Annotated in this window: 11 protein-coding genes; 5 read left to right on the top strand and 6 right to left on the bottom strand. The window is 64.9% G+C overall.

Annotation, left to right across the window (positions count from 1 at the left end; translation table 11 throughout):
• Nucleotide 1: 1 nt before the first annotated feature.
• From CLV45_RS11120 to CLV45_RS11100, 5 genes are all read left to right on the top strand, one after another.
• Nucleotides 2–1,297, top strand: a complete 1,296-nt coding sequence (locus CLV45_RS11120) for an MFS transporter (RefSeq protein WP_211289925.1) — start codon at nt 2–4, stop codon at nt 1,295–1,297.
• A gap of 25 nt (nt 1,298–1,322) precedes the next feature.
• Complete coding sequence (locus CLV45_RS11115; RefSeq protein WP_100336422.1) at nt 1,323–1,799, top strand: nuclear transport factor 2 family protein; 477 nt, start codon at nt 1,323–1,325, stop codon at nt 1,797–1,799.
• 291 nt (nt 1,800–2,090) lie between these two features.
• Nucleotides 2,091–3,122, top strand: a complete 1,032-nt coding sequence (fbp, locus tag CLV45_RS11110) for a class 1 fructose-bisphosphatase (protein ID WP_100336421.1) — start codon at nt 2,091–2,093, stop codon at nt 3,120–3,122.
• Nucleotides 3,123–3,225: 103 nt separating this feature from the next.
• The gene (locus CLV45_RS11105; protein WP_100336420.1) at nt 3,226–4,770 is read left to right on the top strand and encodes an aldehyde dehydrogenase family protein; all 1,545 of its coding nucleotides are present in this window, start codon (nt 3,226–3,228) and stop codon (nt 4,768–4,770) included.
• Between the two features lie 212 nt (nt 4,771–4,982).
• Nucleotides 4,983–5,255, top strand: coding sequence for a hypothetical protein (locus CLV45_RS11100; RefSeq protein WP_100336419.1), 273 nt, complete (start codon nt 4,983–4,985; stop codon nt 5,253–5,255).
• An 11-nt stretch (nt 5,256–5,266) separates the two neighbouring features.
• On the opposite strand, the gene CLV45_RS11095 is transcribed toward CLV45_RS11100, so the two are convergent.
• The 6 genes from CLV45_RS11095 to CLV45_RS11070 all read right to left on the bottom strand — a co-directional run bounded on the left by CLV45_RS11095 (nt 5,267) and on the right by CLV45_RS11070 (nt 21,043).
• Complete coding sequence (locus tag CLV45_RS11095) at nt 5,267–7,654, bottom strand: glycosyl hydrolase family 18 protein (protein WP_100336418.1); 2,388 nt, start codon at nt 7,652–7,654, stop codon at nt 5,267–5,269.
• Nucleotides 7,655–7,732: 78 nt separating this feature from the next.
• A complete protein-coding gene (locus CLV45_RS11090) occupies nt 7,733–9,106 on the bottom strand; it encodes an ATP-binding protein (RefSeq protein WP_100336417.1) in 1,374 nt (457 codons plus the stop codon).
• On the bottom strand, nt 9,097–13,881 hold the full coding sequence (locus tag CLV45_RS11085) for a contractile injection system tape measure protein (RefSeq protein ID WP_100336416.1): 4,785 nt from the start codon (nt 13,879–13,881) through the stop codon (nt 9,097–9,099). Before CLV45_RS11085 ends, CLV45_RS11090 begins: the two co-directional genes overlap by 10 nt.
• A gap of 12 nt (nt 13,882–13,893) precedes the next feature.
• Complete coding sequence (locus CLV45_RS11080) at nt 13,894–16,407, bottom strand: hypothetical protein (protein WP_100336415.1); 2,514 nt, start codon at nt 16,405–16,407, stop codon at nt 13,894–13,896.
• Nucleotides 16,404–17,270, bottom strand: coding sequence for a hypothetical protein (locus CLV45_RS11075; protein WP_100336414.1), 867 nt, complete (start codon nt 17,268–17,270; stop codon nt 16,404–16,406). Before CLV45_RS11075 ends, CLV45_RS11080 begins: the two co-directional genes overlap by 4 nt.
• Nucleotides 17,267–21,043, bottom strand: a complete 3,777-nt coding sequence (locus CLV45_RS11070; protein WP_100336413.1) for a baseplate J/gp47 family protein — start codon at nt 21,041–21,043, stop codon at nt 17,267–17,269. Before CLV45_RS11070 ends, CLV45_RS11075 begins: the two co-directional genes overlap by 4 nt.
• Nucleotides 21,044–21,061 lie beyond the last annotated feature (18 nt).

The following is a 21,061-nucleotide window of genomic DNA, read 5'->3' as shown; positions in this document are numbered from 1 at the left end:
CATGGGTAAATACCGCTGGACCATCTGCTCGCTGGTCTTTTTTGCCACCACGGTCAACTACCTCGACCGGGCGGTAATTTCCCTGCTCAAGCCCTATTTGGAAGTTGAGTTTCACTGGAACTCGGGCGACTACGCTAACATCGAAATTGCCTTTAAGCTGGCCTACTCGCTCGGGATGCTGGGCGTGGGCCGGGTTATCGACAAGCTCGGGACCAAGATGGGCTACGCGCTGTCGACCTTCCTGTGGAGCCTGGCCGCCATTGGCCACGCCTTCGTGAGCAGCACCTTCGGTTTTTCGGTGGCCCGGGCATTTCTGGGCGTAACCGAGGCCGGCAACTTCCCGGCTGCCATCAAAACCACGGCCGAGTGGTTTCCGCAGAAGGAGCGGGCCCTGGCCACCGGTATTTTCAATTCCGGCTCCAACGTGGGCGCCATTATTGCCCCGATAACCGTACCGCTCATTGCCGAAACCATCGGTTGGAAGTGGGCCTTTATCATCACCGGCGCCTTTGGCTTCGTCTGGCTGGTGCTGTGGTTTGCGCTCTATGAAGTGCCTGCCCGCCATGCTAAGCTGACCAAAGCCGAGTTCGACTACATCCACTCCGACGTAGACGATATGGCCGCCGCTTCCATCGAGACCGAGCCCAAAGTATCCTGGTTTAAGCTGCTCACCTTCCGCCAGACCTGGGCCTTCGTGCTGGGCAAGTTCCTGACCGACCCCATCTGGTGGTTCTACCTGTTCTGGTTGCCCGACTTCCTCAATAAGCAGTACGGCCTGAAAGGCACGGCCGTATCGTTGCCCGTGGCGGTGGTGTATATCCTCTCGAGCGTGGGCAGCATCGGCGGCGGCTGGATTCCGCTCAACTTCATCAAGAGCGGCTGGGCTCCCTTCAAGGCCCGCAAAACCTCGATGCTGCTCATTGCCCTCTGCGTGTTCCCAATTGTGTTTGCCCAACGCCTGGGGCAAGTGGACATGTGGCTGGCCGTATTGGTAATCGGTATTGCCGCCGCGGCTCACCAGGCCTGGAGCGCGAATATCTTCACCACCGTGTCGGACATGTTCCCCAAGCGGGCCGTGGCTTCGGTAACCGGCATTGGCGGCATGGCCGGCGGCCTGGGCGGCATTGCCCTCACGGCCCTGGTGCAGAAGCGCATGTTCGTGTACTACGAAAGCATCGGTCAGCTCGACAAGGCCTACTTCATCATGTTCTGGATTTGCGGCGCGGCCTACCTGCTGGCCTGGGTGCTGATGCACTTTTTGGCGCCCCGCATGAAGAAAATTGACCTCGAAGCCTAATCCGTTAGCAACTCCCACCACCTCTATGAAACGACTCCTCGCGTTTGCCCTGCTGCTCGTGCTCGGCCTGGCCGCTGTGGCCCAAACCTCAACCAACAAGAAAGATATGGCCGCTGCCAAAGAAGTAGAAGCCCTGGAGCGGCAGCGCTTCGAGGCTCAGGTCAAAAAAGACTACGCCTTCCTGGAAAAAGTCTTTGCCGACGACCTGGTGTACACCCACTCCAACGGCAAGCAGAACGGCAAAGCGGATTACATCCAGTCGATTCGGGAGGGCAAGAGCGTCTACGACAAGATTGACGTGGAAGCCCTGAACGTGCGGGCCTACAACGACGGCAAGGCGGCCGTCGTCAACGGGACCATCACCATTTACCAGCCCAACAAGCCCGACGGCACGCCCAACGTGGCCCACCTCAAGTACGTGGTGGTGCAGGTGAAGGACGCCAAAAAAGGTTGGCAGGTGGTGCTCTGGCAAAGCCAGAAACAGCCCGAAGCCAAAAGCTAAGGCCACCGAATGCCCCGGGCTTGTTGCTGTAGTGGTGGCAAACCCGGGGTTGGCCGCACCTCTTAACTTAAGTACCTGCGCAGTGCGCCGCTCTGGGCCCGGTAACACCGGGTCTGCGCAAACGTTTCCACAGCAAGCCGCTTCCATTGTCTAGCTTTGGCCGGGCTTCGTGTCCGGGATTCGCGGCCTGCTCTCCAATTCTGCCTTCGAATTCTCCTCAAATACCGCCGGAAACCGGGCGGTACGCTAGCCTATTGCCCCAATCTTACCCGCCACTTTCTGACCTCACCCATGAGTGCTCCTAACGAAAACACCCTTGCCAGCCCCGTCGGGACTACGCTGGACCGCTATATCATGCGCAAGCAGTCTGAGTTTCCCTTCGCTACCGGGGAGCTGAGTCAGTTGCTGCGCGACATTGCTTTGGCCGCCAAAATCGTGAACCGGGAAATCAACCGGGCCGGCCTGATGGACATTACCGGCAACTACGGCGCCCAGAACGTGCAGGGCGAGCAGCAGCAGAAGCTCGACGTAGTGGCCAACATTCGCTTTATCCGGGCCCTGAAGAATGGTGGCGAGGCCTGCGCCATCCTGTCGGAGGAAGACGACGAAATTATCCACACCGGCAACGACCAGGGCCGCTACGTAGTGGCCATGGACCCCCTGGACGGTTCCTCCAACATCGACGTCAACGTCAGCATCGGTACCATTTTCAGCATCTACCGCCGGGTGTCGCCGATGGGGACCAAGGCCACCCGCGAAGACTTTTTGCAGGGCGGGCGCAAGCAGGTGGCCGCCGGCTATATCCTGTACGGCTCCAGCACCATGCTCGTGTATAGCACCGGGCACGGGGTAGCCTGCTTCACGTATGAGCACTCCCTGGGCGAGTTTTTCTTGTCCCACGACGGGGTAAAAATCCCGGAGCAGGGCACCACCTTTTCCTGCAACGAGGGCAACTGGCTCGACTATCCCGAGTGGGTGCGCTGCTACCTGACCGAGTGCAAGCAGCGGCGCTACAGTGGCCGCTACATCGGGTCCTTGGTGGCCGACTACCACCGCAACCTGTTCAAAGGCGGCATTTATTTGTACCCGCCCACGGCCAAAAACCTCAACGGCAAGCTGCGTCTGCTCTACGAAGGCTACCCACTGGCTTTCCTTATCGAGCAGGCCGGCGGCAAAGCCCTGGCCGGGGCCGAGGCCGTGCTCGACATTGTGCCCACCGACTACCACCAGCGCGCCCCGCTCTTCATCGGCTCCTCCGACATGGTCGACGACTTGGTGGCCTGCATGACCCAGGAAGGGGCCGCTACGGCCAAGGTTGCCTAAGTTAGCGCAAACACCTTTCTTCGTCCGCGGCTTTTACCCGGCCCCGCCCGCTCTATCTGCTCCCACCCGCCCGGTTTCATCCAACACCCTCACACTTTCCTTCATGCCCAAAATCATTTCGCCCGCGGTAGAATTCGGCTCGTTGCTGAATCAGGTTAAGCAGATTACGCCCGAAATTTTCACCCCGGACGGTAAGTTTCAAAACCTGATGGAAGGCCGGTGGCAGGAGCCCGGCACGCCCCGCGAATTCACCTCGCCCATCGACGGCACCCAGCTGGGCTGGATGCCCATGCTCAACCGCGAAACGGCCCTGAAAGCCGTGCAGTTTGCCAAAGGCGAAGCCGCCGCCTGGGCGGGCACCGACCTGGATGAGCGCCGCAGCAAAGTGCAGGAATGCCTCAACCAGCTGCGGCCCCACGTAGAACTGGTGGGCAAGCTGCTGATGTGGGAAATTGGCAAAACCTACAAGCTGGGCTTCACCGACATTGACCGCGCCATCGAGGGCGTGCAGTGGTACGTCGACAACATCGAGGAAATGCTGGGCTCCCGCAAGCCGCTGGGTTTGGTTTCCAACATTGCTTCCTGGAACTACCCGCACTCGGTGCTCTTGCACGCGGTGCTGGTGCAGGCTTTGTGCGGCAACTCGGTTATTGCCAAAACCCCCACCGACGGCGGCTTTATTTCCCTGAGCTTCGCCTTCGCCATTGCCCGCCGCTGCGGTTTGCCCGTGACGCTGGTGAGCGGTGGTGGCGGCGAGCTGAGCGAGGTGCTGGTCAAAAACGAAGCCGTGGATTGTCTCAGCTTCGTGGGTGGCCGCTACAACGGCCGCAACATTGCCGACGCCCTGAGCCAGGAGCACAAGCGCTACATGCTGGAAATGGAAGGCGTGAACACCTACGGCATCTGGGATTATTCCGACTGGAACTCCCTGGCCGACCAGCTCAAGAAGGGCTACGACTACGGCAAGCAGCGCTGCACGGCCTACGTGCGCTTCGTGGTGCAGCGCAGCCTGTTTCCGCAGTTCCTGGAAACCTACTGGGAGGCCGTCAAGAGCCTGAAAGTAGGCAACCCCACGCTCGTCGACAACCCCGGCGACAAACTGCCCGAGCTGGCCTTTGGTCCGGTAATCAACAAAGCCCAGGCCGAAGACCTCGACCGGCTCTACGACAACGCCCTCAAAACCGGCGCCACGCCCATTTTCCAGGGCAAGCTCGACGAAAGCCTATTTCTGCCCGGCCAGGATATGAGCGCCTACCGCGCCCCGCGGGCCTTGGTCAACCTGCCCCGGCAGAGCGAGCTGTACTTCAAGGAACCCTTCGGCCCGATTGACTCCATCGTGCTCGTCGACCGGGTGGAGGAACTCGTGGGCGAGATGAACATCAGCAACGGCGCCCTGGTCGGGGCCCTGGCTTCGGACGACGAGAAGTGGGCCCAGCGCACGGCCAAGGAAGTGCGGGCCTTTAAGATGGGCGTCAACAAGCTCCGCTCCCGCGGTGACCGGGAAGAGGTATTTGGCGGCCTGGGCGAGTCCTGGAAAGGGGCTTTCGTGGGGGGTAAGCTGCTGGTGGAAGCCGTGACGGAAGGCGCCCCGGCCCAGCCCGTGCTCGGCAACTACCCCGAGGCGACGCTGCTGCCCGAGAAAATTTAAGTTCGGGTTTTATCCTGTTCTCAAAAGCGTGGTTTACCTGGGCAGCTGCCCAGGTAAACCACGCTTTTCGGCTTTCCGGGGCAGCTGTATTGCGCCGCGCCGTTATTCAGCGTAAGTTTAACCACGAGGGCGAAGCGGCTGATTATAACTGTGTAGTATTGAGCGTTAGCGCATAGCCGGCCCCCGGGCGAACCAATAGCTTTATCAGCATTATGAAAGACTTTCTAGCCGGCTTGAAGCAGTCCTTTCTGCGCGAGTTCCTGTGGCTCTTTGGGGCCCTTATCGTAGCCTTGCTGCTCTCCATGGGCCTGCACCAGTTGCTGGAAGTATCCACGGCTCACTACGAAATGGTGGTGCAGGAGCTGCACCACAACGAAACGACCCTCGAAGTGCTGCTCTTCGTGCTCTGCCTGGTGGGCATCTACCTGACCCGGCTGGTGGTGGCAGCCGTGAGCATGCTGGCCGATACGGCCCCGGTGGAATAAAGCCGCAGGCGTTACGGCAGCACCTGCTGGCGCCAGTAGCGGCTGTACACGAAGCCAATAAACCCCAGCAGCCACAGGCCGGCCAAGGCCAGAATCCAGGGGAGCTGGGTGGAGGAAAAGTCCAGCTCGTCGATAAACCACAGGTACAGCCCCAGAATGGCCACGCAGAGCACGATGAGCACGCAGATGGTGGCAAACAGCGGCGGGTTGGGGACAATGGCGTAGGCCCGCAAGGCCAGGGCCAGGGCCAGGCCAAACAGGAAAAACGCCACCAGCACCGCCACTGAGAGCAGCAGCACGTGCAGGATCTGGTCGAGCAGGGGCTCGGCAATGGGCACGCCAAACCGCTCCCGCAGCAGGTTCCAGGTTTGGTCGTCGCTATTGTCGTAGCCCAGGGCCCAGATGCCCACGCCGGCCAGGTGCTGCTTGGCAACCCAGTAATATTTGGGCCCCAGCGTAGCCGAGTCTTCCACCCAGGCCTGCATTTTGCGCAAATCCGTCAGGGTGACGAGCGTGGTGCTGTCGGACTGGGCCAGCAGGGTTTTCTGGGGCCAGAACACGCTGTTGGTTAGGTAGCGGAACGGGGCGGGGTCGGGCTTTTCGGCGGCCAACCCGCGGGGCGGCAGCTGGTTGGCCTGGGGCCAGAGCTTGTTGAGGTGGGCAAACGTAACCAGCAGCTGGCCGGGCGGCACGCCCTGGGTAAGGTAGTATTTCACGGAGGTACTCACCGCCTGCCCCCCCGACTGCGCCGTGGGCTTGAGCGGCATGATGGGCCCGGGCGGCAGCTGACCGGCGGTATAGTCGTAGGGCTTGATGACGAATAGGTCGACGACTTTGGTCAATACCTGCAGGTGGGAATAGGTTTCGGTGGGGTCCACGGCGGGCACGCTCAAGGTCAGCACAAACGAGGAGTCTTCCTGACGCAGGTTCATGGCCAGATCGGCTACGAAGGAGCGCAGCCGCCCGGCCCGGGCCTGCTGGTTTTGCAGGCGCTGGGGTAGCTGCTGGGCGTAGAGGGCCGAGTCAGCCGCGGCCTGGGCCAGCAGCTGCCCCAGCGCCACCTGGTCCTGGGCTACCACGGCAGAGTCGGCCTTGTAGGCGGCTTTGCGCTGGGCGAAGCCGGCGGCCAACTGCTCGACCTGCTGCTCTTTGAAAGCCGAGTCGAGCGAGGCCCGGTTGAGGGCGGCTTCGGCCGCCTGGCGCTGCCCGGCCAGGGTGCGGCGGTCGGCCAGGCTTTGCTTGTAGACGGCGGCTTGCTGGCGGTAGGCGGCCACGTCCCGGCGGTGCTGCTGCAGCTGCAGGCCGTATTGTACCAGCAGGGTCGAATCCTGGCGGTATTTGAGTAGCTTTTTCTGGTAGTTGAGCCGCACCGGGGCCGGCCATTTTTTGCGGCGTTCCAGCAGCTTCTTCTGGGCGGGCAACTGCTGGTTCTTAGCCGCCAGGGGCTGTTTGCGCAGGCCCAGCTCCACGTACTGCTGGGCCTGCTGGCTTAGCTCGGCCGACAGCCGCTGCATTTCCTGCTGCAGGTCCCGGGTTTGGGCGGTGAGCTGCTCGGTGCGCTGATTGAGATATTTGCGGGCCACGTCCAACGAACCCTGGGCCAGCAGCACCATCACCTGGGCGTGGTTCAGGGCGGCCAGGGCCGGGGCCAGGGAGTCGCGCTTCTGCTGCCAGGCCTGCTGGCGCTTGGCTAGCTGCTGGCTTTCCGCTACCAGCTGCTGGCGGGTTTGGGGCGTCCAGGTGGGAGTGGGCAGCCCGAAGTCCAGGTTCAGATTTACGCCGTCGGCATTCTGGGCCAGCACCTCGTCCACCACGTTTTCCACGAGCTGGTTGCGGGCCGCCGTGGCCACGCTGTCGGCGCTGAAGAGCAGCGTATCGGCCTCGGTTTCGCGGTAGGCCACGCTCAGCAGCACCTTGCAGTGTGGGTTGGTGCGGTGGGCGGCCTGTAGCAGTCCGTCGAAGTCGCTGCGCGAAGGCTCGGTCAGTTCACCGGTCCGGGTGGCCTCGTAGCCGTGAAACGCCACGTAGGAAAGCAGGTTAAAATCGTAGTTGACGTAGGCATTATCCATCCAGTAGGGGTGCCAGCCAAACACGGTGGCGCCCCTGCGCAGCTGGTAGCGCACCGGGCTGTGGGGCCGGGGCCGGGCCTGGTACGTCGTGTCGCGACTCAGGCGCTGCCGGTCGAGCGGGTCGTACTGCTGAAAGTCGAACACGCTGCCCGGGGCTGTGGCGGTGAAGGCTGCCGACTGCGGGACCGGGGCCGCGGCGGGCTGCTGGGCCCGGGCCGGCCGCAGACTGAGATACAGCGCCAGGCCGTTGAGCCCAACGATAACAGCCAGCAGCAGGGCCACAAACCGGGCGCTGAAGTAGGAATTGACTTTTGAATAAAACTTCTTCACCAGGTTAAGCCGCTAAAGGTAACCGGGCCGCGCTACGGGCCCGTTGGGAATAGAATAGCTCAGGCATCAGGGGCATCGTCACAGGGTTTTGCCGTCTTTGGCCACTTCGCGCTGCACGCCCTTCACAATGTCGGCCCGGGTGATGGGGCGGGGCGGCTGCAGGGTGTGGAGCACGCAGTAGCGCAGCACGTTGATAATGGCCCCGCCGGTCAGGCTATACTCTTCGGCCAGGTCGCCAAAGTCCACGTCGTCGGCCAGTACGAGCGGGGCGGCAAAGGCCTGGCGCCAGAGTAGTTCCCGCTCGGGGGGCTTGGGGGCCAGAAAGTGAATCATGGCCTGAAAGCGGCGGGCAAAGGCCTCGTCCAGGTTGGCCTTCAGGTTCGACGACAAGACGATAACGCCGGGAAAATCCTCGATGCGCTGCAGTAGGTAGGCCACTTCCTGGTTGGCGTACCGGTCGTTAGACGAGGCCGTGGCCGTGCGCTTGCCAAACAGGGCGTCGGCTTCGTCGAAGAACAGAATCCAGCGGCGGTGCTCGGCCAAATCAAACACCCGGCCCAGGTTTTTCTCGGTTTCGCCGATAAACTTGGACACCACCATCGACAAATCGATGCGGTACACTTCGTGGCCGGTGATGTTGCCCAAAAGGCAGGCCGTGAGGGTTTTGCCCGTGCCGGGCGGACCGTAAAACAGGGCCCGGTAGCCCGGCTTGAGGTGGCGGCGCAGGTGGGGCTGGCCCAGCAGCGCGTCCTGATTTTCGAGCCAGACCCGCATTTCCAGCAGCTGTTCCTGCACGTGATGGTCCAGCACCAGGTCGGCCCACTCCAGGGTGGTGCTCACGCGTTTGGCCGGAAAGTCGGGGCTGTAGTCGGGCCGGGGCGGCTGGCCGGTGGTGAGCAGGGCCAGCGTATCGGCCGGCACCGTGAGGGCCCCGCTCAGGGCGGGCTCCCCGGCTTCGGTGGCCCCCAGCTGCACCAGCTGGGCCCGGCCCAGCGGCGAGTGGTGCCACAGGGTGCTGTGGTAGGTCAGGCGCTGGGCCAGGTTGGGGCCGGCCAGCAGAAACAGGGCCGTTTCGCCGGTGGGCAAGAAGCCGCTGTGGTTTTTGCCCTTCAGGCCCCCAAATTCGGTAAAGCCCCGGTCGTAGGCGCTGTTGCGGATAAACAGCGCATCCAGGGCCTGGGGCCGCAGGTGGGGCGCCAGGGCCAGGGCCAGCACCAGCCGGCTCGCCCAATCCAGCTCGTGCCGCCGCACCAGTTGGGCGTAGAAATCGTCGGGCGGGTCCAGTTCCGGGGCCTGGAGCTCGGGCAGCGGGTCCGGGTTGTTCTCAAAGAAGTGCTGCAGGCGTGCTTCGAGCACGCGCACGAGCCAGTCGAGCTCCCGGGCCAGGGCGGCCCCGGTGGCGGCCACGGCGGCCGGCGGGGAAAGAGTAGAAAGGGTAGGAGTTAGCGCCATGTTACGTAAAGGGGAAGCAGCATCCAGGGCAGGCGGATAACGGCAATGGACCAGGGTCGCTGGTCGAGCAGCATGTCAAAGGCCTTGGTTTCCACGGTGAGTAGTATTTTGTCGTCCTGCCAGTCGAGGCGGCCGTTGCGGTTCAGAAAAGTCTCCTGCAAACCCGCCACGCTGGTTTTCTTCAGAATTTCCCAGCGGCTGATGACGGCCTGCAGCAAACCCAGGCCGGTTTCTTTTTCCTCGGCAGTCAGGGCCAGCTCCCGCACCACGGGCGAGGTTTGCTGCACGCCGCAGAGCAGCTTGTTGAGTACCAGCACGTACTCGGGAAAACCTTCGGCGCCGGTGGCCAGAAACTGCAGCAGGTGCACGGCCCGGTACGCCTCCGTCGCCGATTTGAATTGGCGGTTTTCGAGGTAGCCTAGACGGTCGAAGAGCATGGTCAGAAACGGCCAGAGCAGCACCAGTCCGGCGTTGGTAATGTAAGCCGTGGCCAGAGCCGGCACCTCAGCTGCCACTTCGGCCGGCGCCGCTGCCGCCGCTGCACTGGCCTGTTGCCGGGCCGCCAGGCGGGTCGTGGTGTCCAGGTGCTGAAGCAGGGCGGGCAGCCGGCTCTGAAAGCTGAGGCCCGCCCGGCCCGCCTGGCGTAGCAGTACGCCGGCTATTGAGGCACCCCGGGCCAAGGCCGCCGCGTGGCGTGAGCTCAGCTTGGCTTCAGCCGTCAGCAGGCGGCTGAGCAGCTGCGCGGTCTGGAAACTAGCTGCCGCCGTGGCTTCTATGGCTGTTAATACCAGCTCCCATAGGGCCGTCGGCGAATTCCCCAGCTCGACAAGGCCGCGGGCGGCCAGCTGTTGCCAGTCGCGCAGCACGGGCGCCAGGAGGCGGGCATGCACGGGATAAAGGCGGCCCAGCAAAGTGAAAAACTGCTCCGCACTCACGCTGCTGGCTATTCGACTACGGCTCACAGCCAGGCCCAGGTAGGGCCGCACCCGCGCCAGCAAGACCCGATTGGTGGGTTGGAGCAGTTCCGTCCAGATGGCCGGCAAGCTTAGCGCCGCTCCCGGCCCTGTTCCCGCCGCTGGCAGCTTGCCGGTTTGCAGGTAGTGCTCCAGGGCCTCGTACAGCGGGGAATAGGGAGTTGGCCGGGTTGGCGCGCTGGCTGGCCGAGCGGCCGTAACTCGGCGGTTGGGGAGCCGCGGGCGGCGGTTGTGGCGGCGCTGCTCCTCGGCTTCGTGGGCCCCGAGCAGCCAGGCAAAGAAGGGCTCCGTGGCCAGGGTCGGCTGGTGCTGACTTAGAGCATTGACCTGGCGCAGCAGGCTTTGCCAGGGCAGGCCGTAGCTGGTAGCCAACTGCCGCACCGCGCCCAGCGCCGGCGTAGCCGCCGACTGGGCCAGGGAGAAGTGAAATAGTAGGTAGGCTTCCTTCAGAAAAAGTCGGAACTGCCCGGCCGCGTACTGCGAGGGGTGGGGTGTGGCCCGCTCCAGAGCCAGCAATGCCCGCCGGATACCCGCCCCGCGGCCCGCACTAGCCGCGGTGGCCGTCGTGAGCTGAGTGAGCGAGGCAAAGTCGGCTACCTGGACCAGGCGCTGCCGCACGGCCGCCTCGGCCGCGTGACTGGTCAGGAAACTGCGTACCTGGGCTCCCTGGCGCCGCAGGAGCTGGGCCAGGTGCTGACGCAGCTCCTGCAACGTGACGGGCGAAGTTTGCCACCACGGCAGCTGGCCATGCCGCAAAAAATGCAGCACCAGATCCTGCACGGCATTGGGCAGCCGCGGGGCCGCCGTAGTAGCGGCGGCCCGCGGCTCATAGCTCGCACCCGAGCTGAGGGCCGCCGCTGAGGTAGACCCCACGGCCGCCGGTGCTACTACCCGAGGCCGGCTGGCGCCCGTTCCCGACCCGGGCCGGGAGTCCTTAAATACGGAGCGGTAACCTGTTCGGCGGGCCACCCCAACTGGTTCGGTAACAGGGGCGGCGGGTAGGAAAAGTTGGGCGAAAAGTGGCTCCCGGTGCAAACCAGAGTGGGGGCCGGCCAGCTGCCGCATGGTGCGCAGCACAGTGGGCCAGGCAAGGTTGAGGGCGGCCGCCATCTGCCGAACCTCCCGCTGCTGACCCCGAACTGATAGCCGGTGGTTGGTGAACGTAAAGCGGTAGTACGCGGCCAGCACCAGCTGCCGCAGTCGGGGCGTCACCGGGCCCGCCGTGTTTGGGTTGCGCGTCCCGAAAACCTTAGCCACGGACTCCCACTGCTGCCGCGGCTGGCTGGTTGGGGCGGGCAAGGCGTGGTGCAGGCGGCGGAGCAGGTCAAAGTCGAGCAGGGCCGACAGGCGGCGCTGCCTCAAGGCTTGGGTGGGGTAAGTCTGTAGCAGCCGCAAGGTTTCGGCGTCGCGCTGCGCAATTAACTGCGCTAACAGCTGCTGGACCTGCGGTACGGAAAGCCGGGCGGCCGTCAGCGCCGGGCTGCCCACCCGCAGGTAGTGCCGCACCATTTCGCGGCCCGCCGGAGCCGGCCACTCACGTAGCGGCGGCTGGGCGGGGGCGTGGTGGGCCGAGGCGTTAAGCCAAGCCGCCAGGTTGGGTAGCGCCGCATCTGGGCACGAGCCGGGTGCGGTTGCCAAGCTGCGGGGCATGCTGCCCAATGTGGCCCGGCCGGCCGCCACCGAAACGGCAGATACCGGTGCTGCTGAAGCTGTTTCGGCGGCTGGAGCGGCGTTTGGGACGGTAGATAAGCCAGCAGCGGCGCTTGATGATACAGCCGCCGTAACTGGGTCCGGGCGGACAGTAGTTGTGGTCGGGAGAGTGGTTGCAGTTGCTGGCCAAGAAATAGCAGTGCGTAAGTCGACTTCAGCTCCCGCTGCCAACTGTTGCCCCCGCGGTAAGTCGGCGGCAGAATTTCCCGGCGCAGTTACGGCCGCCGGGGCGCTGCCGCTGCTCAGCGGCTCGCTCGAATGCGTAGCAGGCTGCTCGGCTTCGGCGGCGGCGGCCGAGTGGTCAACGCTGGATTGGGCCGCCGCGGATTGAGGCTGCGCGGTGAAGGGCACGGCCGCTGAGGACTGGTTTTCGGCGGTAGCTGCCAGCGGCGCGGGTAGCTGATTGTAATGCTCTTGGTTGCCGGATAATTTGCTGGCAGAAAACGGTTTGCTGGCAAGCTGGTCGGCGGCCAACACCAACTGAGCGGGAGCCGGCAACCGGGGCTCAGTTGCCCGCTGGTGCGGCCGGGTATCGCCTGGTCCAGCGGCAACGCCCGCGCGTGGGCTTGCGGCCCGCCCAGGCGCAGAAGCTCCTGCCGATACCCTGCCCACTGATTCTAGTGATTCTGAGGAAACCCCATTTACCCCAAACGTGGCGGACTGCTCATCCGCCCCGAATTCATTTGCAAATCCGTCTCCCGCTAACTGCTGGGTTAGCCAGCGGCTGAAATGCTGGCTGTTGAATGGTACTGGCCGGCGCGGGAGCAGGTAGGGCAACGACTTCTCCCACAGCAACTCGTGCCGGGCCCGGGCCGGCCACTGCCACGTAATTGGGGTGGTCCGGTGCTCGGCCAGCACGGCCAGAAATGGGCGCACCTGCCCCGGCACCGCTTGGCGCACCAGCTGTTCCAGTAAGCTGGCCGGAAAGCGGCGGGCCAACGTGGCAGCGGCCGGCTGAATTCCAGCCTGCTGCACCACGTTTACTACGGCCGCCCAGCCCTGCTGCAGCACGGCCCTGAAGCTGGCCTGCAAGTCGGTGGCCGAGTAGTGGGCCCCCGCCGAGTAGGGCAGCGACTGGTGCCGCAGAAAATACACCAGCAGCTCCAGCGGCGAAGCTGTTGCCGGGGGCTCCGCTGCTGGTTCTTGTATTGGTGGCCCGGGCGTCGGCCCCGTGGGTAGCTCCTGGCGCGGTGGGGTGGCGCCACGGCGCGTTTTGGCCGCAACGTCCTGGTAAATGCCGCGCAGAATGCCGGGCAAGGACGATTGGGCCGAAAAGGGCAGCGGCTTCTGCGACAAAACCACCAAACGGTGCAGCAGCGCCTCGAAGCTCAGGTTGAAATGGGCCGCCAGGCGCCGCACCTGACTTTCGATAAACGTGCGGCGGTTGAACTGGGTGCTGCGGCTGATGAGCAAGTCGGTTAGTACCAGCTCGTAGACTATCTGCTGCAGGTCGGCGTCGCGCACCGGGGCCAGGCGCTGCTGCTGCTGGGCCCGGGTGGTTTCCTGGATGTAGGCCTCAATCAGTAGGGCGTGGGTGGGCTCGAGCAGGCCGATAATGCGCTGCAGCAGGGCGGGACTCAGCTGCCGCACCAGCCGCTGCCGCACGGCCTGCTGTTGCCCCAGCCGGCGGAGCAGGCCGCGAAACTCGACCGGAGTCTGGTTCAGGGCCAGCAAAACGGCGTCGGTCAGGGAAAAAGCGCTGGCGTCGGTTTGCCAGGGCAGGTAGCCGTGGGCCAGAAAGAAGGCTACCACGCTCAGCGGTCCGGCGGCCTGTTCGCCACCAGCGGCAGTGGGTGAGGCCTGGCGTTGCAGCTCGGTGCCCAGAGCCGCATACAGGGCCTGCCGCAGCCGCCGGGGCAGCTCGGCTTCCAGTTGGCTGTCGGCAATGGCGCCCAGGTCCAGTTTCAGCTCGGGCAGGGTCAGCAGCACATCCGGCGGGCAGTGGCGGCCCAGCTCCTCGGCCAGCAGGTTTTCCAGCTCGTGCCGGTAGAGGCTGCTGACGCGGTCCTGCAGCCGGGGCGCCAGCGCGGCGCTGTCCGAGGCAAGCTCGAAGCGCAGTTGCTGAATAGCGTGGGGCTGCCGGGAGGACATACTGGGAAAGGGCTAGTAGGTCTGGGCGGCCAGGTGGCGCCGTAAAAAGGCCGTCAGCTGCTGCCGGGGCTGCTCCAGGTCCGCCGGGTTGAGCCGCCGCCGGGCCGCCCGAAACGCCAGGTAGAGCGTCTCCCAGGCTTGTAGCTCCTCGTAGCTAAGCCACAGCACGTTTACCAGCAAATGAGCCGGGGCGTTCTGCTCCACCAAATACTGGAAATATTCCCGGTAGGAGTACGTCGAGCGGTGGTCCTTGGCTTCGGTCCGCAGGCTGAAGCGCCGGGTAAAGGAGGGCAGCACCAGCGTGGCCTGGTACTGGAAAAAGCTGGCCTCGGGCCCGCCCGGTCCGGCGGAGCCATCGGTGGGCCATAGCAGCACGTGGTCCAGCAGGTAGAAGCGCTCCAGCTGCTCGTCCAGGGTTTGGAAATAGCGCTGCACCCACTGGACCACGCCCACCTGTGCCACCCGGGGCAGCTTGCGGCGCAGCTCCAGCTCCACGGGTTTGCCGCCCACCGTTAGCTGCACGGCCGTGGGCGTGAGCCGGCGGGGCGGGGTCGTGCGGGCCTGTTGCATCAGGCGCAGAAAGGCCGCAAAATCGGGTACGTCACCCCGCACCAGCAGCTGGGCCTGGGGCTCGGGCTCGGTGCCACGCCCGGCCAGGTGCACGCGGGCTGCCAGCTCGGCCAGGGTTTGGTGGCGGGCCGCTTTGAGCTCGAAATACTCGATGCCGGTGAGCAGGTAGAGGAAAAACTCCAGCCCCGAGGTTTCGTGGGCTTCCGGCAGGTCGGGCAGCTGCACCTCGAAGCGGGCCGCGCCGCGGTGGTAGGTGGCCGCCGAGAGGTAGCACAGCAGCCGCTCCCGCGTGTCGATGGCGTGCCGGCTGATGGCCCGCGACTGGCTCAGTAACGGCTGGTAGGGGTTGACGCTGTAGCCAAACCGGGCCAATAGGTGCATCAGAAACGTGTTGCGGCGCTCCAAGAATTCGTCGGGCTGCTCGCGCAGGGTACGCTGCAGGGTGCGTTGGTAGCGGGTGTCGGCCGTGGGGGCGCGGTGCTGGGCCCGGCGGCGCTGGTAGCTGGTGTGGTCGTGCAGAATTTCGTGGGACGAGGCCGGCACGTCGCCCAGCAGCAGGTCCCAGCGCGGCACTGTGTGCAGGGGCTGGCTGAAGTAGGTGGCGCGCTGGGTACCGGCCGACAGCAAATCCTTGGCGTGGTCGACCTGGGCGCAGAAATTGGCCATAATCTGCTCGAACAGCAGCAAATAGCCCTTGAGCTGCAGGGTTTGGGCCTGGGCCAGCAAGGAAGCGTTGCTGGGCAGGCCTTCTTCGCCCAGTCCGTAAATGGCCGGAAAAGCGGTTTGGATGGATTCGTACCGGCTCAGGTTCAGATAATTGCCCGCCTCCGGGGCGAAGTGGAGCTGCTCCTTGGGCAGGCGGCTGCGCAGGCGGTTGTCGGCCAGCCGTTCCCGCTCCTTGAAAAGGCGGAACACCCGGTCCAGGTCAAATTCCAGCCCGATGCCCTGAATGTTTACCACCAGGTCGCGGAGGCTGGCGCGGGCGTCGAGCACCGGAAACTCATCCGGGGCCAGCAGCACCATGGGCGAGGGCGGGCCCTGTTCCAGGCGCAGCGTCAGGCCGCTGGTACCCCGTACGCCGGGCAGCTGCAGCAGGCGCTTGAGAATACTGGCCAGGTGCACCTGCGTATGCCGGTCCCGAAAGGCGGTTTCCTGCAGCAGGTAGCTGTGCAGCATCGGCCCGGCAAAAATATTCTCCACCGCCTGCCCGGCTTTGAGCTGGTCCTGCAGGTGCTGCGGCGACACGTAGGGGTCCAGGTACCGGTCAATCAGCCACAGAATTTCGGCCAGCACTTCCTCCTGGGCGTAGCCCTTCTCAATCTCGATAGTGCCGCTGATGCTGACCTGCCGGGGCTGCAGCACCACTACCTGGGCGAAGGTCTCGCCCAGGTTGCGGTGCAGGTTCAGAAAGTCCCGGATGTCGTCGGCCAGCACGGTTTCCCGCAGCTGGGCCGCGGCCCGCAGCTCCCGGTGCTGGCCCAGGGTCAGCGCGTCCACCGGCGGCTTGGTCAGGATAACTTCCACTTGGTACCGGCCCAGCGCTTCCGGCCCGGCGGTTTCGGGCCGGAGCGGCTCAATCCAGACGTTTTTCAGCTGGGTCCGGAAGTTGTCGAGCAGCAAGGCCTTGTAGTCGGCCAGCGTCACGGGGTGATTGGCAAAGGCCTCGTGGGGCGGAATAAAGGTGCTGCCGGCCGCCGCGGCGGGTTGGTGCGGGTCGGGGGCCAGCAGGTCCGGAATAGCTTGGTTGGCCCGGTTCGTGAGGTCGGTCAGGGCGTAGCACAGGGCCTCCAGCATCGTAATACCGGGGTCGTGGGTGTTGTAGTCGGTCCAGGTTTCCCCGCTCAGCTGCTGCAGGATTTCCAGCCCGCGCCGGCGCAAAAAGGCAAAGTCCTCGCCCTTTTCCAGGGGCCAGTCCTTGAAGATGGCCGGGTTCTTCTCAAACAAAGCGCTGCTCATGGCACGAGGGGCCGACGGTCGTCGAACAGATGAGTAATGGAATACACGATTTGCCCCTGCGGGCCGTAGTTGCTGGCCGAGCGCATTTCCAGGCTGTAGTTGTGCAGCTCGCCGGTCCAGCGGAACTGAATCTTTTGAAACCAGCCCCGGAACCAGGCATTCTGGCGGTAAATGCGGCTGCGCGACTTGCCAAACGCACTCAGGGCCGTGGCGTGGGTCAGGGCGTAGCGGCCCTTGCCCAGCGGGCCGTAGGCGGCGGCCACAATCTCAAACGCGTGCAGCCCGTCGAGGCCACTGATGATGGGGTACCACTGGCGGTCGGCCGGAATGGCCGCGTTGCCGGGCTGGGCGCCGGGGTACGTGCCAATGCGGCCCCGGCTGGCCACGAAGCCGTTCACGTCGAGGCGCTCGGTGGGCCGGGTGGTGCCAATGCCCACGTTGCCGCCGGGCTGCAGCACCAGCCGGCTCACGGTTTTGGGCCCGGTAGCGGTGCCCGGTCCCACCTCGTCGTCACAGCCGCAGTCGTAGGCGGCCGGGTCTTCCAGCGCGGCGGTGCCGGTCTGCAATTCGGAGAAGCTCAGGCCCGCCGCCTGGCCCTCACTCTCGTTCTGCAGCAGCTCCAGCAGCCAGGCCGGGGCGTCTTCCTGGAGCTTGCGCATGTCCTTATAGAAGGCCAGCAGCCGCCGGAACTCGTCGGTGGCGGCCAGCATCAGCCCCGCTTCCGGCGACTTCTCGAAGCCGTCGTCGCGCCGGTTCACCACCGATTCAATCAGGTTGGCGAAGCTCTCCTCGGTGGGCATGGCGCCCCGTTTGAAGTAGTCCTTTAGCTCCTTGCGGTTTTTGAGCCCGTCGGTATTTCTCATAACGCTGCTGCCGCCCCGGGGCCCGGTTCGTGGTCGAAGTGCAGGCCAATGGTGAAGCCTTCCTCAATGCGCAAGTCGCCGATGCCGGTGGTCTGCGGGGCGGCCCATTCCTTCTGGGTCTTGATTTCCAGGTAATGCCGCTGGGCGGGCACAAACACCGTCCAGGGCCAGTCGGCGCGGATTTCCACGTCGTCCTGCTCCTGAAAAGTAGCCGAGTCGTAGTAACGGTACCGCTCGTCTACCAGGCCCGTCTTGATTAGCGAAAAGCCCCAGATGCGGTCCACGTAGGGGCGTTGGTTAATGAAGGAGGAAATCAGGGAAGTGTGGAAATGGTCGTGGAAGCCCCCGCGCAGGGCCTCGTTCAGCCCCCAGGGCGAAAGAAACTCGGCCAGGTCGCGGTGCAGCTGCAGCGACTGGTCGAACTGCTGCCGGACGGATTTGTAGAGAATCTGGCAGCGTACGGTCAGGACCTCGTACTGCGGGTTGCGCACTTCCACTTCCAGGTGGGGTGAGGCCAGGGCCTGCACCCAGTTGCGGATGCGCAGCAGCTGGGCCGCGCTGAAAAAAGGCCAGGTGGTGGCCGGCTCCCCGCTTTCGGACAGCGCGTGCTGGTGGGGCAGCACGGCCAGTACCACGCGGCCCGGGGCGTAGCCCAGGCGGCGCACCTGTTGGGCCGTCAGGCACTTCACGCTGTGTACTTCCGGAAACTGGGCCAGCACGATACGCTCGTAGTCCCAGGGCGTGAGGGCGCGGTTGCGGTGGCGCAGCCGCTCACTCACGCGGGTGTAGTAGGCGGCTTCATCTTCCGCGTCGCGGCCCCCGAGCCAGGGCAGGGGCAGGCGGACGGTGGCCACGCCCAGCAGGGACTTGGGCGGCAAGGGCAGCGGGTCGGGCAGCTCCTGCACCACCCGCACCAGCTGCGGGTGTACCGCCTGCACGTGGCTGAACAGCTTGGTATTGCCGGGCACCTGGGCCCGCACCCAAAACAGCCCGCTGGGCATCACGGCGTGGTTGGTGTCCAGGATTTCGGGCAGCGTCAGGTACGTCTGGCCCAGGTGGGTGAAGCCCTGGCTGGTGTCGCGCAGGGTGTGGCCCGGGACAAACGAAATCCACTGGTTATCGGCTAAATACGACCAGCTGACGGGCGGAAAATCCTGGGCCGAGGTAATCGTGCGGCTTTGGGGGTGGAGCACAAACAGCAGGTTGATGGTGGCGCCCGGCGTGAGGTTGCTCAATCCCAGGTAGAGGCAGCCTTCGCCGGCAAACTCGGGCAGCAGGGGCACCAGGTGGTTGTCGGCCGACGACTGGCCCAGCAGGCGCACCGGCTCGTATTCGGCCAGGGGGTGGAGGTGAAAAAAGTGCTGGTGCCCACCGCTCTGGCTCCGGGCCAGCAGGGCCATATCCAGCTCATCCTCGGCCTGGTAGGAAAGTTTCAGGGTTTTGACCAGGGGCGCAAACGGGGCCCGGGGCAGGGGGCGCTTCGGGGAGTTGCGCACGTTGTGCTGCAGCGTATCGGCCAGCAGCAGCGGATACTGGTCGTCGCCGAAGCCCATGGCCGGCTCCCGCAGCTCCAGGCGTACGTAGCCCGGGTCGTGAAGCGGGCCGGCGTCGGTAGCGGCCCCGTGCCCGGCGCCTACCGGCGTAAGCTCGAGCTGGGTGCAGTTGCGCAGCTGCCGGGTGGCGGTAGGTTCGGGCTGAAACAGCGCGTAACGCTTGCGCTGCGGCAACGAGGGCACCCACTGCCAGCCCGAGCGGAAGCTGGCTTCGACTTTGAACGAGTCGTTGGCCACGGGCGGGGTGTAGCCGCGGTAATACTCGGCGAAGCCGCCGGGCTCCGTGGGCAGCTGCAGCCAGTCGATGAGCAGGGTCAGCTTGGTCACGCGCTTGGCGTAAAGCTCGGGCAGGCCCACTTGCAAATAGGAGCCCTGGCGCACGGAGGTGCCAAACGGGTAGAAGGGCTTGCTTGCGTCGAGGCGGCCCAGCTGGTTGCCCAGCAGCAGGCCCTGCACGTGGCGGGCCGCTACCAGCAGCTGAATCTTACGGGGCCGCAAGGCCGCAAAAAACGAGTAGCCGTACTCCGACACACCGGGGTTGAGCACCAGTTTCAGCACGGGCTGAGTGGTGGCGTACCGGCCGGTGTGCAGCTCGGGCTGGTAGCCCACCACGGCCGGTCGGCCCGCGTCCAGGGTGAAAAGCCAGGTCACGGTGTTCTGAGCCTGATCCAGCGTCAGGGTCTTGATAGTCAGGGCTTGCCAGCCGGTGGCCCCGGTGATGGAAGCCTGAAAAGCGGCCACGCCCAGCCGCTCGAAGGCCGCCACCCAGTGCCCGGCCCGTTGCGCATTGGTCGTGGCCCAGTGGGCATTGGCGACAAAGAGCAACAGCCCCAGGGTCTTGATGTCGGCGGCGGAGCAGTGCAGGCGCAGCTGAATGCTGCGGTGCCCTTCCTGGAGCAGCAGCACGGGCGAGGCCACCGCAAAGCCCAGCTCGGCATCGGGCATGGTGCGGTACTGCCGGCTTTTCAGGGCCTGGTCTTCCCCAAACAGCGGCCAGCCCACCTGGCTTTTCACCGGCTGCAGGCCCAGGCCATCGGCCGAGTTGGCCACCGGAGCCAGGTAAATCCCCGTTACCGGGGCCCCGGGCGCGGCCGAAGCCCGGGCCACGTGCAGGGTCGACAACGTTTCGAGCCGCCAGGGCGTGAGGGTCTGCTCTTCGGCCGTCCGGAAAAAGGTGCGCTGCCCGGCCGCGTCCTTGGCGCCTTCCACCAGCAGTCCGGCGGGCACGCGCACCGCCCGGCTGCCCTTGATGAGCTCAAAGCTGGCGTAGGAGTGGGGCACCACGGCGCCCCGCGGCTCCGTGCGCAGCACCTGGCGATAGTAGTAGTCCAGGTGCCGGGCCGGAATGTGGTTCAGGGCCCGCTGGGCGTAGGTATACAGGCGGGTGAAGGTAAGCAGCAAGCCGATTTCGGGCAGGTAGTCGCCCTTGCTTTCGGAGCCGTGGCGCAGGGTTTTGCGGGCCAGATTGGCCAGGTGAATCTGGGTGTTCTGGAATTTGCGCAGCAAGTCCAGCAGCTCATCCACCACCGTGGCGGGCTGCAGCGCGTGGCGCAGCAACTGCTGGTGCAAAGCCTCTACTTCCGCCGGATCCAGCCAGGTCAGGGCCGCCTGGGCGTGGTGCCAGCTGCGCAGGTTGAAGTCCTGCAAAAACTCCTCGGTCAGGGTCGTGCGGCGCACCACTTTCAGCCGGGCCAGCACCGCCTCGTACAGGGCCGCGCTGCGCAGTACGGGCGCGAGCTTGTCAATGGCCTCCTCCAGCTCACCCTGAAACACGAGGTGCAGGCCGGCCATGCGGTGGTACTCGTACCACTTATTGAGAGTAGTGGCCATGCTGCCAATGGCGGCAAACAGGCGCTGCAGGGCCCGGCGCTGCCGGTCGGTGTCGCTGCTTTTGTCGCGGAGCTGCCGGATCAGGGCCGCGTAGTTTTCGGCCTGGGTTTTTACCGGCTGGACCGCAATAACGGCCAGGATCAGGGTGCTGCGGTGGTGCTCCAGGCTCCAGAAACCGTCGGCAATGAGTTGGTCCTCGGCCACGCGGTAGTAGCGCACCACGTCCGAAAACCGGGTGATGTAGGCCAGCAGATCTTCCGGCTGCCGGGCGTCGAGCTCCAGGTGGCCGGGCAGCAGGTCGGGCAGCAGGCGGGCGTGCTGCGAAACGCCGCCGCTCTGTAAGTGCGAGTGATGCTTGGAAGAAGGAAAATCAGGTGCCGGGGTGGACATTAAGCGAAGCGTAAGCAG

Origin of the sequence: Hymenobacter chitinivorans DSM 11115 (genome assembly GCF_002797555.1) — a bacterium.
GTDB lineage: Bacteria > Bacteroidota > Bacteroidia > Cytophagales > Hymenobacteraceae > Hymenobacter > Hymenobacter chitinivorans.
Note: the sequence above shows the minus strand (reverse complement) of the source record. Positions and strands in the feature narration are given on the sequence as shown.

Excerpts from the sequence above, each read along its gene's own strand:
- CLV45_RS11105 (WP_100336420.1), top strand. The coding sequence starts at position 3,226 with ATGCCCAAAATCATTTCGCCCGCGGTAGAATTCGGCTCGTTGCTGAAT.
- CLV45_RS11100 (WP_100336419.1), top strand. The coding sequence starts at position 4,983 with ATGAAAGACTTTCTAGCCGGCTTGAAGCAGTCCTTTCTGCGCGAGTTC.
- CLV45_RS11090 (WP_100336417.1), bottom strand. The coding sequence starts at position 9,106 with ATGGCGCTAACTCCTACCCTTTCTACTCTTTCCCCGCCGGCCGCCGTG.
- CLV45_RS11115 (WP_100336422.1), top strand. The coding sequence starts at position 1,323 with ATGAAACGACTCCTCGCGTTTGCCCTGCTGCTCGTGCTCGGCCTGGCC.
- CLV45_RS11085 (WP_100336416.1), bottom strand. The coding sequence starts at position 13,881 with ATGTCCTCCCGGCAGCCCCACGCTATTCAGCAACTGCGCTTCGAGCTT.
- CLV45_RS11080 (WP_100336415.1), bottom strand. The coding sequence starts at position 16,407 with ATGAGCAGCGCTTTGTTTGAGAAGAACCCGGCCATCTTCAAGGACTGG.
- CLV45_RS11070 (WP_100336413.1), bottom strand. The coding sequence starts at position 21,043 with ATGTCCACCCCGGCACCTGATTTTCCTTCTTCCAAGCATCACTCGCAC.
- CLV45_RS11120 (WP_211289925.1), top strand. The coding sequence starts at position 2 with ATGGGTAAATACCGCTGGACCATCTGCTCGCTGGTCTTTTTTGCCACC.
- CLV45_RS11075 (WP_100336414.1), bottom strand. The coding sequence starts at position 17,270 with ATGAGAAATACCGACGGGCTCAAAAACCGCAAGGAGCTAAAGGACTAC.
- fbp (WP_100336421.1), top strand. The coding sequence starts at position 2,091 with ATGAGTGCTCCTAACGAAAACACCCTTGCCAGCCCCGTCGGGACTACG.